This window comes from Nocardioides sp. REDSEA-S30_B4 (assembly GCF_001627265.1).
Taxonomy (GTDB): domain Bacteria; phylum Actinomycetota; class Actinomycetes; order Propionibacteriales; family Nocardioidaceae; genus Nocardioides.
The window spans coordinates 20,610-32,826 of sequence record NZ_LUPI01000030.1; the positions used below are offsets into that span (position 1 = coordinate 20,610).

Annotated in this window: 8 protein-coding genes; all 8 read left to right on the forward strand. The window is 70.0% G+C overall.

Annotation, left to right across the window (positions count from 1 at the left end; genetic code table 11):
- Positions 1 to 177: 177 nt before the first annotated feature.
- The 8 genes from A6R01_RS07685 (at position 178) to A6R01_RS07720 (ending at position 12,211) form a co-directional block, all read left to right on the forward strand.
- Entirely contained in the window at positions 178 to 1,311 is a 1,134-nt protein-coding gene (locus A6R01_RS07685; protein WP_292604880.1) for a phosphotransferase family protein, read from the forward strand.
- Complete coding sequence (locus A6R01_RS07690; protein WP_292604881.1) at positions 1,311 to 2,444, forward strand: hypothetical protein; 1,134 nt, start codon at positions 1,311 to 1,313, stop codon at positions 2,442 to 2,444. Before A6R01_RS07685 ends, A6R01_RS07690 begins: the two co-directional genes overlap by 1 nt.
- A 78-nt stretch (positions 2,445 to 2,522) precedes the next feature.
- The gene (locus A6R01_RS07695; RefSeq protein ID WP_292604882.1) at positions 2,523 to 3,977 is read left to right on the forward strand and encodes an aldehyde dehydrogenase; all 1,455 of its coding nucleotides are present in this window, start codon (positions 2,523 to 2,525) and stop codon (positions 3,975 to 3,977) included.
- A gap of 259 nt (positions 3,978 to 4,236) precedes the next feature.
- Positions 4,237 to 5,391, forward strand: a complete 1,155-nt coding sequence (locus A6R01_RS07700; RefSeq protein WP_292604883.1) for a hypothetical protein — start codon at positions 4,237 to 4,239, stop codon at positions 5,389 to 5,391.
- Between the two features lie 135 nt (positions 5,392 to 5,526).
- Entirely contained in the window at positions 5,527 to 7,149 is a 1,623-nt protein-coding gene (locus A6R01_RS07705; protein WP_292604884.1) for a succinic semialdehyde dehydrogenase, read from the forward strand.
- A 3-nt stretch (positions 7,150 to 7,152) separates the two neighbouring features.
- Complete coding sequence (locus tag A6R01_RS07710; protein ID WP_292604885.1) at positions 7,153 to 8,874, forward strand: GMC family oxidoreductase; 1,722 nt, start codon at positions 7,153 to 7,155, stop codon at positions 8,872 to 8,874.
- Between the two features lie 446 nt (positions 8,875 to 9,320).
- Positions 9,321 to 10,895 carry a glutamine-hydrolyzing GMP synthase gene (guaA, locus tag A6R01_RS07715; protein WP_292604886.1) on the forward strand — a complete coding sequence of 525 codons (1,575 nt, stop codon included), beginning with the start codon at positions 9,321 to 9,323 and terminating at the stop codon, positions 10,893 to 10,895.
- A gap of 92 nt (positions 10,896 to 10,987) precedes the next feature.
- Positions 10,988 to 12,211, forward strand: coding sequence for a hypothetical protein (locus A6R01_RS07720; protein ID WP_292604887.1), 1,224 nt, complete (start codon positions 10,988 to 10,990; stop codon positions 12,209 to 12,211).
- Positions 12,212 to 12,217 lie beyond the last annotated feature (6 nt).

Consider the following 12,217-nt stretch of genomic DNA (forward strand, 5'->3'; position numbering starts at 1 on the left):
CTGCTGGTGTGCTGAATCCCCGGCGGACCGGTCGCCGAGCGGACCCGAGGGCCTGGCGGGCGCCCTGAGACACCTCTTTCACACCTGTCTGGCACGCGTTGACAATGTAGAACAGGTTCTAGGATTCTGGCCGGGCATGACCCACGTCACACCGTCCGGACGAAGGAGTCGACCGTCGTGACCCAGGCGCCACCGCCCGCAGACCTGAAGATGCAGCGCAGCAGCCGCGACGCGGCCCGCGTGCCCGAGGTGCTGGAGGGGTGGCTGCAGGGCCTCTTACCGGAGCACGCCGAGCCGGAGGTGGTGCTGCACAGCGGCACCGACAGCAACGGGATGTCCTCGGAGACCCTGGTCCTGGACGCGACCTGGACCGAGGGCTCCCGCGACACCGTGCCGATGGTCGCCCGGGTCGCACCCGCGCCCCAGGACTTCCCGGTCTTCCCCCGCTACGAGCTCGGCCACCAGTACGAGGTGATCCGCCAGGTCGGCGAGCTCACCGACGTCCCGGTGCCCGGCGTGCGCTGGCTGGAGGAGTCCGGCGAGGTGCTCGGCACCCCGTTCTTCCTGATGGACCGCGTCGAGGGCGTCGTGCCCCCCGACGTGCTGCCCTACCCCTTCGGTGACAACTGGCTCTTCGACGCCGACCGCGCCGACCAGCGCCGGCTCCAGGACTCCACCGTCGACGTCCTGGCCCGGCTGCACGCGATCGAGGACCCGCTCGGCCGCTTCGGCTACCTTGCGCCCGAGCAGGACGGCGAGACGCTGCTGCACCGCAACCTCGCCAAGGTCCGTGCGTGGTACGACTTCGCCGTCCGCGACCTCGCCCCCTCACCGACCGTCGAGCGTGCCCTGGCCTGGCTCGAGGCGAACGTCCCGATGGCCGAGGAGCAGGGCGACCCGGTGCTGTGCTGGGGCGACGCCCGCATCGGCAACGTCATCTACCGCGACTTCGAGCCGGTGGCCGTCCTGGACTGGGAGATGGTCACCCTCGGCCCACGCGCTCTGGACGTGAGCTGGCTGCTCTTCGCCCACCAGGTCTTCGAGTCGATCGTCGGGATGCTGGAGCTGCCTGGCATGCCGCACTTCCTGCGCGAGGAGGACGTGGTGGCGACGTACGCCGAGAAGTCGGGCGTCGAGCTCGGCGACCTCGACTGGTACCACGTCTACAACGGGCTGCAGTGGTGCATCGTCTTCATGCGCACCGGCGCCCGCCAGGTGCACTTCGGCGAGATCGAGATGCCTGCGGACATCGAGTCGCTCTTCCACTGCAAGCCGCTGCTGGAGTCGGTCCTGGCGAAGGTGGGGGCCTGATGAGCACGCCCAGCCGCGCGCGCGGCGGGCTCGGCCCTCTCGACGAGTACCCCCTCCACCAGGTCCCGCAGCCGATCGGCTGGCCCGGATCCAGCGACCGGCACTTCTACGACCGCTGCTACTTCAACGCCCACGACCGCACCGGTGACATCTTCGTCATCTCCGGCATGGGCTACTACCCCAACCTGCGCACCAAGGACGCCTTCTTCCTCGTCACCCGCGGCGACCAGCAGACCGCGGTCCACCTCGGCGGCGAGATCGACGACGACCGGCTGCACCAGCAGGTCGGCGGCTACCGCCTCGAGGTGATCGAGCCGCTGCAGAAGATCCGGATGGTGCTGGAGGAGACCGAGGGGCTCGCGGCCGACCTGACCTGGGAGGGCTCCTTCGAGGTCGTGCAGGAGCAGCGCCACGTCATGCGCCAGGGCGCCCGCGTCACCCTCGACGCCCAGCGCTTCGCCCAGGTCGGCACCTGGTCCGGCTCGCTGTCGGTCGACGGCGAGGAGATCGCGGTCAGTCCGGACGCCTGGGTCGGCTCCCGCGACCGCTCATGGGGTATCCGCCCGGTGGGCGAGGCCGAGCCCGCCGGCCGCCCCGCCGACTTCGACGGCATGTGGTGGCTCTACGTCCCGATGCGCTTCGAGGACTACGCGATCGTCGTGATCATGCAGGAGGACGGCGACGGCATCCGCACCCTCAACGACTGCACCCGCGTGTGGAAGGACGGTCGCGTCGAGCAGCTCGGCTGGCCGCAGGTCACCATTCACTACACCCCCGGCGGTCGTACGCCGACCGGTGCGACGCTCGAGTGCGCGACCCGGCAGGGCCCGCTGCGCATCGAGGTGGAGTCCAGGCTCGCGGTCCCGCTGCACTTCGGCGGCGGCTACGGCGGCGACCAGGACTGGCTGCACGGGCAGTGGCACGGCGAGTCCTTCGTCGAGCGCCGTACCTACGACCTGACCTCGGACGCGGTGAAGAGCATGTTCATGTTCGGCTGCGTCGACCACGTCGGCCGCGCCGTGGTGCACGAGAACGGCACCGAGACCGAGGGCTTCGGCCTCTTCGAGCACTTCTCCGTCGGCCGCCACGAGCCGTCCGGCTTCACCGACTTCTTCTCCGTCGCCGGCGGCTGAGGAGGGACGGAGTCCCGTCTCGAAGCCCCGGCAACCACCCGCAAGCACCACCCCGCCACCACCACCCCTGGAGCACTGATGAGCCTCGACCGCGACGCCTTCTACATCGACGGCGGCTGGCGCGCGCCGGTTACCGACGCCACCCTGCAGGTCGTCTCCCCGCACAGCGAAGAGGTCATCGCCACCGTGCCCGAGGCGTCCATCGGTGACGTCGACGCCGCCGTAGCGGCCGCCCGGAAGGCCTTCGACGAGGGCCCCTGGCCGCGGATGACGCCGCAGGAGCGGATCGCGGTGATCGAGGCGTTCTCGGGTCTCTACGCCGCCAAGCTGACCGAGATGGCCGAGCTGATCAGCCTCGAGATGGGGTCGCCGACCTCGTTCTCCCAGCTGGCCCAGTCGCCGGCGCCGTGGATGCAGATCGAGTCGTTCCTCGCGATCGCCCGTGAGTTCCCCTGGGAGGCCGCGCGCCCCGGCTCGCTGGGCTCCGACGTCGTGGTGCGCCACGAGCCGGTCGGCGTCGTCGCCGCCATCCCGCCGTGGAACGTCCCGCAGTTCACGGTGATGTCCAAGGTCGTCCCGGCGCTGCTCGCCGGCTGCACGGTCGTGGTGAAGCCGGCGCCGGAGTCGCCGCTGGACTGCTACCTCATGGCCGAGCTCCTCCACGAGGCCGGTGTGCCCGCCGGAGCGGTCAACATCGTCGCCGGCGGCCGCGAGGTCGGCCAGCACCTGGTCGCACACCCCGGCGTCGACAAGGTGGCCTTCACCGGCTCCACCGCTGCCGGCCGCGCCATCGGTGCCGCCTGCGGCGAGCAGCTCAAGCGGGTCTCGCTCGAGCTCGGCGGCAAGTCCGCCGCGATCGTGCTCGAGGACGCAGACCTCGCCGCCACCGTCGAGGGACTGAAGTTCCTCTCGGTGATGAACTCCGGGCAGGCGTGCGTCGCCCAGACCCGCGTCCTCGCACCGCGCTCGCGCTACGAGGAGGTCGTCGAGGCGCTCGCCGCAGGCATCGGCGGCATGACGGTCGGCGACCCGATGGACCCCGCCACCGAGATCGGCCCGATGGTCGCCCAGCGCCAGCAGGAGCGGGTGCAGAAGTACATCGCCCTGGGCCAGGAGGAGGGGGCCCGCCTGGTCGCCGGCGGCGTCGGGATGCCCGACGGCCTGGACCGCGGCTGGTACGTCCGTCCCACGGTGTTCGCCGACGTCGACAACCGGATGCGGATCGCGCAGGAGGAGATCTTCGGCCCCGTGGTCTCGGTGATCGCCTACGACGGGGTCGAGGACGCCGTACGCATCGCCAACGACTCCGACTACGGCCTGGCCGGCACCGTGTGGACCGCCGACGTCGAGGCCGGCCTCGAGGTCGCCCGGGGCGTGCGCACCGGCACCTATGGCATCAACACCTACACGATGGACTTCGCCGCGCCCTTCGGCGGCTTCAAGGCCTCCGGACTCGGGCGCGAGTTCGGCCCGGAGGGCCTGGGCCAGTACACCGAGCTCAAGTCGATCTACACGCCGCCACCAGCCGGCTGAGATCCCGGCTGGTATAGGCCGCTGGTCTGGTCTTCCGGGGGCCGAATCCGGCTCCAGGGGGCGCTTTCGTCCCACCTGGTCCTTTGCTTGTTCTTTACCCTGTCCGGCTCGTCCGGGCGTGGCTACTGTCGCGAGCAGCACGTGGCGCGGGAGGGCGCTACGTCGGAGGGAAGGACGTTCTGCCATGCGCAATTCGCGCGTGAAACACCTGACGGGAGCGATGTGGGGCGCTCTCGCACTCACGGTGCCACTCGTGGCCGTGAGCACCCCCGCCAGCGCTGCTGGCGCGGACCTGAGCTACACCAGGACCGGGAAGTTCGTGGAGGTCGCCGCCGGCGCCACCGCGACCGACTCGGTCTCCTGCCCGAGCGGCTACACCGCCGTGGATGGCGGCTTCCAGGTCGACGCCGACTCCGTGGGGGAGTCGACCGACGTCGTGGTCACCAGCAGCAACCGCGGCAACGCCGCCGGGAAGTGGACCACCAGCGTGTCCAACGGCTCCGGTGACCGGATCACCGGGCGGGTGCGCGTCACCTGCCTGGGCAACAAGACGGCGGGAGGCCAGTCACTGACGTTCGGCACGGGGCAGGCGACGGTTCCGTTCGGCACCACCGCCACCGACTGGTTCGCCACGGCGGCAGCTGCCTGCCCGGGCTCCGCGACCATCCCGGTCGGCTCCGGCTGGACCCTGGACGGCGACGCCTACCTGCTCAGCTCGACGGTCAGCGGATCCACCTGGACCCACTACTTCGAGGGTGCGGGAGCCGGTTCGGTGACCTCCACGGTCTACTGCGTGGCCACCTCGGCCACCAGCAGCGCCGGCGAGGTCACGCTCTCGACCGTCCCGTCGACGACCGCGGGGGCAGAAACCACCGTGCGTGACGGCTCCGCCGCCGACGCCACGGCCTCGTGCCCGGAGGGGTCGCTGGCGGTCACCGGCACCTTCGCGGAGCTGACCTCGGGGGTCTACTACCTGGGCTCGGAGTCGGCGTACAAGGACGTGCGCCAGCGCTTCTACAACGACTCCGGCGCCTCGGCGAAGGTCTCGACAGACGCGGTCTGCCTGGCCTCGTCCGCCGAGGCCGCCCCGGAGCCCTCGATCAGCCTGGACGGCGGGTTGACCATGCGCACGGCCGGCTCGAAGACCTACCTGGTCGGCGACGTCACCTGCGCGAACGTCAGCCCGCAGTGCCGCACCGTGACCGGGAAGGTGTTCGAGCAGAAGAACAACGGGTCCCGAGGTGCTCGGGTGGCCACCGGCAAGACCAAGTACGCCGGCGCGGGGACCGACCTGCGCATGCGCGTCCTTGACGGTCCCGGTGTCTCGTCCCCGTCGGGGATGTTCATCGTGGTCCTGAAGGCTAACGGAATCACCGTGGTGACCAAAGACGTGACGGTGGCCGCTGCCCCCTGATCGCTCACCGTGCAAGACCCCCGGAGCCGCTCGGCCCCGGGGGTCTCGTGTTTGACATCGCAAAAGAATGTGTCAAGCGCCACGAAGTGCTACTGAAGGGTAGTTCCGGAGACGCCGGTCACATACTCTCGGTACATGAGTGCCTCCACGCCCGACCCCACCGGCCGTCCGCTCGCCGAGGGCCCGCACGACCCCGAGCACGACCCCACCGCCTCCTACGCCCTGGAGCCGGAGTACGTCGAGGCGCTGACGCGCCGCATCCTGGCGACCTCGGGGGAGACCGCGGAGGTCCGATCGCCGATCAACGGCGCGCCGCTGGCCCACATCCCGCAGTCCACCGAGGACGACGTGGTGGAGGCCTTCGCGCGCGCCCGCCGCGCGCAGGAGGCCTGGGCGCGCACCAGCCTGGAGCACCGCTCCGCGATCATGCTGCGCCTGCACGACCTGGTGCTCGACCGCCAGGACGAGATCCTCGACCTGATCGTGTGGGAGTCCGGGAAGGCCCGCAAGCACGCCTTCGACGAGCCGATGCACATCGCGCTCACCGCGCGCTATTACGGCCGCACCGCCCACGAGCACCTCGACACCAAGCGCAAGCTCGGCGTGGTGCCCGGTCTGACCCGCGTCGAGGTCAACCGGGTGCCCAAGGGCGTCGTCGGCATCATCTCGCCGTGGAACTACCCCTTCACCATGGCGCTGTGCGACGGCCTCCCGGCCCTGCTCGCCGGCAACGCGGTCGTCGCCAAGCCCGACGCCCAGACCATGCTCTCCGCCCTGCTGGGCGCGCAGCTGCTGGAGGAGGCCGGGTTCCCCAAGGACCTCTGGCAGGTCGTGGCCGGCCCCGGCTCCCGCGTCGGCACCTCGGTGATCGGCAAGGCCGACTACATCTGCTTCACCGGCTCGACGGCCACCGGCAAGAAGGTCGCGGCCGGCTGCGCCGAGCGCCTCATCGGCTGCTCGCTGGAGCTCGGCGGCAAGAATCCCATGCTGGTGCTGCGTGACGCGGACGTCGAGCGGGCGGCCGAGGGCGCCGTACGCGCCTCGTTCTCCAACGCCGGCCAGCTCTGCGTGTCCATGGAGCGGCTCTTCGTCGCCGACCAGGTCTACGACCGGTTCGTCGAGCGCTTCGTCGCCCGCACCGAGGCGATGACGCTGGGCGCGACCCTGGACTGGGGCAACGACATGGGCTCCCTGATCAGCCAGGACCAGCTCGACACCGTGGTCCGTCACGTCGACGACGCGGTCGCCAAGGGTGCGCGCGTGCTGTGCGGCGGCAAGGCGCGACCCGACCTCGGTCCGTTCTACTTCGAGCCGACTATCCTCGAGGGCGTCACCCCCGAGATGACCTGCTTCGGCGAGGAGACGTTCGGTCCGGTCATCTCGCTGTACCGCTTCCACGACGAGGCCGACGCCGTGGCGCGCGCCAACGACGGCGAGTACGGCCTCAACGCCTCCATCTACAGCCGCGACGGCGCCCGGGCCCGCGACCTGGCCCGCCAGGTCAAGTGCGGCACCGTCAACATCAACGAGGCCTTCGGCGCCACCTTCGCCAGCATCGACTCCCCGATGGGCGGCATGCGCGAGTCCGGCATGGGCCGGCGCCAGGGCAGCGAGGGCATCCACCGCTACACCGAGTCCCAGTCTGTCGGCACGCAGCGCCTGCTGCGCTTCGCGCCGATGCTGGGCATGTCCGACGAGCAGTACGCCGGTGTCATGACCGCGAACCTGCGCCTGATGAAGAAGCTGGGGAGGGCCTGACCCATGGGCAAGCACGCGACCTTCGACTACGACGTCCTGGTCATCGGATCCGGCTTCGGCGGCTCGGTCTCCGCGCTGCGACTGACCGAGAAGGGCTACAAGGTCGGTGTCATCGAGGCCGGCGCTCGCTTCGAGGACTCCGACTTCTCCTCCGGCACCCTCGACATCAAGTCCTACCTGTGGGCCCCGGCCCTGGGCTGCTACGGCATCCAGCGCATCGACGCGGTCCGCGACACGATGATCGTGGCCGGCGCGGGCGTCGGCGGCGGGTCCCTGGTCTACGCCAACACGCTCTACGAGCCGCTGCCGGCGTTCTACAACGACGCCCAGTGGAGCCACATCACTGACTGGCGCGACGAGCTGGCGCCCTACTACGACCAGGCCAAGCGGATGCTCGGCGTCGTCGAGAACCCCATCCGCACCCCGGCCGACGACGTGATGGAGAAGGTCGCCACCGACATGGGCGTGGGCGACACCTTCCACCCCACACCGGTGGGCGTCTTCTTCGGCGGCCCCGGTGCGGACCCGGACGAGAAGGTCGCCGACCCGTTCTTCGGTGGTGCCGGCCCCGACCGCAACCCCTGCCGCAACTGCGGCGAGTGCATGTCGGGCTGCCGCCACAACGCCAAGAACACCCTGGTCAAGAACTACCTCTACCTCGCGGAGAAGAACGGCGCGAAGGTGATGCCGCTGACCACGGTCACCCGGGTCAGCCCGCGCGAGGGCGGCGGGTACGACGTCGCGGTGAAGTTCACCAAGGCCCGCCGCGCCACCCCGCGCACCACGCGCACGCTGACGGCCGAGCACGTGGTCTTCGCGGCGGCCTCGCTGGGCACACAGAAGCTGTTGCACCGGATGAAGGACGAGGGCCACCTGCCGGGGCTGTCGGACCGCCTCGGCTACCTCTCGCGCACCAACTCCGAGTCGATCCTCGGCGCCATCGCGCCCAGCGGCGACACCACGGACTACTCCTACGGCGTCGCGATCACCTCCAGCTTCCACCCCGACACCGACACCCACATCGAGCCGGTCCGCTACGGCAAGGGCTTCAACACCATGGCCCTGATGCAGACGGTGCTGACCGACGGCGACGGCGACGAGCCGCGCTGGCGCAGCTGGCTGAAGGAGATGTGGCACCAGCGCGGCAACATCAAGGAGCTCTACGACCTCAAGCACTGGTCCGAGCGCACCGTGATCGCGCTGGTCATGCAGTCGCTGGACAACTCCATCCAGACCTACGGCAAGAAGGGCCTGCTGGGCTGGCGGATGACCTCCCGCCAGGGCCACGGCGCCCCGAACCCGACCTGGATCCCGGTGGCCAACGACGCCGTGCGCCGGATGGCCCGCCTGCTGGGCGGCACGCCCGGCGGCAACATCGGCGAGCCGTTCAACATGCCGCTCACCGCCCACTTCATCGGGGGTTGCGCGATCGGCGACTCCATCGAGAACGGTGTCATCGACCCCTACCAGCGCGTCTACGGCCACCCCGGCCTGCACGTCGCCGACGGGTCGGCGATCAGCGCCAACCTGGGCGTGAACCCGTCGCTGACGATCACCGCCCAGGCCGAGCGGATGATGTCGCTGTGGCCCAACAAGGGCGAGGAGGACGCCCGGCCGCCGCTGGGTGCGGACTACCAGCGGATCGCCCCGGTGCCGCCGGCCTCGCCGGCCGTCCCGGCCGCGGCCCCCGGCGCGCTGCGACTGCCGATCGTGGGGGTCTCCTGAGACCCCTCCTCAGGTCGGTGGTCTGGACCGGGAAAGTATTTCTGATCCGGTCGTGACCTGGACGTAACCCCGGCCCCGGGTGGTCGTTGAGGTGAGCAGACCCGGCAGTCATGCTCCCTCCCAATAGCCGGGTCGCGGTCCAGGCGCTGTCCAGCAGAGCGTGGACGATCAGGGCCCGGCCACCCTCCCTCCCCGGCCGGGCCCTGGTGCATTTTTCCGAGCAAGAGCCGGCGAGGAGATCGAGCAGCCCCGCGGCCGAGGGACGAGGCCGCGACGGACGTGTCGAGATCCGCGGTCAGGAGGCAGGCGCTCGAGCAGCCCCGCAGACCACGACGTTCTGCAGGTGGAACAGCCCGGTGGCCTGCAGAACGTCGTGATCTACGCAGTGTCGAGAGCCACGCACCTGGTGGGGGAGCGGTCGGCTTCTCGCCGATAGGATTCGCCGCATGACGGATGCGCCTGAGCACGACCTGGTCCTCGTCGTCGACTTCGGCGCGCAGTACGCCCAGCTGATCGCCCGCCGGGTGCGCGAGGCGCGGGTCTACTCCGAGATCGTGCCCCACGACATGCCCGTCGCCGAGATGCTGGCGAAGGGCCCCAAGGCCATCATCCTGTCCGGCGGCCCGTCCTCGGTGTACGCCGAGGGCGCCCCGTCGATCGACCAGGCGATGTTCACCAGCGGCACCCCCGTCTTCGGCATGTGCTACGGCTTCCAGCTGATGGCCCTCGGGCTCGGCGGGACCGTCGACAACAACGGTGCCCGGGAGTACGGCCGCACCCCGGTCACCATCGGTGAGCACGGCGTGCTGCTGGAGGGCATCCCCGCCCAGCACAACGTCTGGATGTCGCACGGTGACTCGGTCTCGCAGGCGCCCGAGGGCTTCTCGGTGCTCGCCAGCACCGAGGGCACCCCGGTCGCGGCGTTCGAGAACGTCGAGGCGGGCTTCGCCGGGGTGCAGTGGCACCCCGAGGTGATGCACTCCGAGCACGGCCAGCGCATCCTCGAGCACTTCCTCTGGAACATCGCCAAGTGCGCCCCCACCTGGACCATCGGCAACATCGCCGAGGAGCAGGTGGAGCGGGTGCGCGCGCAGATCGGTGAGGCCGGCCGCGCGATCTGCGGGCTGTCCGGCGGTGTCGACTCCGCGGTCGCCGGTGCGATCGTCGCCAAGGCGATCGGCGAGCGCCTCACCTGCGTCTATGTCGATCACGGGCTGATGCGCAAGGGTGAGTCCGAGCAGGTCGAGCGCGACTTCGTGGCCGCCACCGGGGCGAAGCTGGTCGTGGTCGACGCCGAGAAGCAGTTCCTCGACGCGTTGGCGGGTGTCAGCGACCCGGAGACCAAGCGCAAGATCATCGGCCGCGAGTTCATCCGCACCTTCGAGGCCGCGCAGTCCGACATCATCGACGCCGCCCCCGAGGGCACCACCGTCGGCTTCCTGGTGCAGGGCACGCTCTACCCCGACGTGGTCGAGTCCGGACACGGCGCGGGCGCTGCGACGATCAAGAGCCACCACAACGTGGGTGGCCTGCCCGAGGACATCGAGTTCGAGCTGGTCGAGCCGCTGCGCACGCTCTTCAAGGACGAGGTCCGCGCGGTCGGCGCCCAGCTCGGCCTGCCCGACGTCATCGTCCAGCGCCAACCCTTCCCCGGCCCCGGCCTGGGCATCCGCATCATCGGCGAGGTCACCCGCGAGCGCCTCGACATCCTGCGCGAGGCCGACGCGATCGCCCGCGAGGAGATGACCCGCGCCGGGCTCGACCACGACATCTGGCAGATGCCGGTCGTCCTGCTCGCCGACGTCCGCAGCGTCGGCGTCCAAGGCGACGGTCGCACCTACGGCCACCCGGTGGTGCTGCGCCCGGTCACCTCCGAGGACGCCATGACCGCCGACTGGGCGCGGCTGCCCTACGAGGTGCTGGAGCGGATCTCCACCCGCATCACCAACGAGGTGCCCGAGGTCAACCGGGTCACCGTCGACATCACCAGCAAGCCGCCGGGCACCATCGAGTGGGAGTGATCCCGCGGGTCCCCGCGCGGTCCTTGTTCGGAGTCGTTCGGGAATGACCGACACACCTTCGTCCGTCTGATCATCGCGGCAGAGTGCAGCACATGCCCTCCCTGCAGCGTATTGCGCGCCTCCTGCCGTCATGCATGATCGCCACCTTGATCCTGCCTGCCGCGCTGGTGACGAGCACAGCCACCGCGGTCGAGCCGGACCTCGACCTGGAAATCATCGATGTCGTGCTGGACAAGTCAACGTGGTCGCGCGGCGATCATGTCGGTGGTGATCTCCGACTTCAGACCGGGTGCCAGGCCGTCGTCTCCTTCGAGGACGCGACGCCTCCCGAGCCTGGCACCGATGGCTACTACGAGTTGCGCGTCGACGGCTACGAGTGGCCGATAGGCACGGCCTACACCTTCCAAGACGAGCTGCCGACGTCGCTCACGACCTACGGTTGCTATGCCTTGTCGACCGACGAGCCGTCGAGGCTCACCCTGGAGTACCACCAGTTCGACAGGTCGGCCGGTCAGTACGGCGAGTACGTCGAGTCCGCCCGGAGCCAGGTCTACTCCTACCAGCACGAGGTGGTCGGTCAGCCCACGGCAGCGACCGTCTCTGGCCCGGAGGGCGGAGTCGGCGACGACTACGACTACATCGTCTTGGAGACGGGCGAAGAGGCGACCATCTCCTTCACCGGAAGCTGGGACGAGGACGTCGACGTGATCGCGCGCGTCACGGCCACCCACGGCTGGAAGCCGATGGCCAAGCAGGTGAAGGGGCAGGTCGAGATCCCGACCACGTACGACGAGGCCACCCAGACCTTCTCGTTCGTTCCGGAGGAGCGCCTGTCCGGACGGACGGTCTACGTGACCGTCCAGGGCAAGGACGCGTCACCCGGGGGCGCACGAGCCGACGCCCTGTGGACCTGGGCGCCGGGCCTGCTCGTGGACCCCGGGGCGAAGCCCACTCGACGCTCATGGGTCAAGACGTTCGGCTCGGTGGACAAGAAGAAGTCCTCGATGTGGTTGCACACCACCAAGGCATCGGCCACGAAGAAGGGCAAGAAGGCTGGTCTGAAGTTCCTCTACCAGGGCTGGCTCGGCGATGGGGTGTCGTACTCCTGGCATTCCAACGTGCGCACCATCGGTCTCGGCGAGGTCGGCGGGTGCCCGGCGGTCGACGAGTTCGTCCGCGTGACCGCGTTGGTGCCGGGCAGCTTGCCCCGCGTCAAGACGTTCACGATGCCCGCGCCGAGCTGCCGTAGCAGTGCCGGCGAACCAGCCGCGCACGGCGAGGCAGTGGGGACCGGGAGCGTCGGCAGCACCGACTGAGACCCG

Bases quoted from the DNA above. Each gene is read 5' to 3' on its own strand.
- guaA (WP_292604886.1), top strand. From the start codon at position 9,321: ATGACGGATGCGCCTGAGCACGACCTGGTCCTCGTCGTCGACTTCGGC.
- A6R01_RS07695 (WP_292604882.1), top strand. From the start codon at position 2,523: ATGAGCCTCGACCGCGACGCCTTCTACATCGACGGCGGCTGGCGCGCG.
- A6R01_RS07705 (WP_292604884.1), top strand. From the start codon at position 5,527: ATGAGTGCCTCCACGCCCGACCCCACCGGCCGTCCGCTCGCCGAGGGC.
- A6R01_RS07690 (WP_292604881.1), top strand. From the start codon at position 1,311: ATGAGCACGCCCAGCCGCGCGCGCGGCGGGCTCGGCCCTCTCGACGAG.
- A6R01_RS07720 (WP_292604887.1), top strand. From the start codon at position 10,988: ATGCCCTCCCTGCAGCGTATTGCGCGCCTCCTGCCGTCATGCATGATC.
- A6R01_RS07710 (WP_292604885.1), top strand. From the start codon at position 7,153: ATGGGCAAGCACGCGACCTTCGACTACGACGTCCTGGTCATCGGATCC.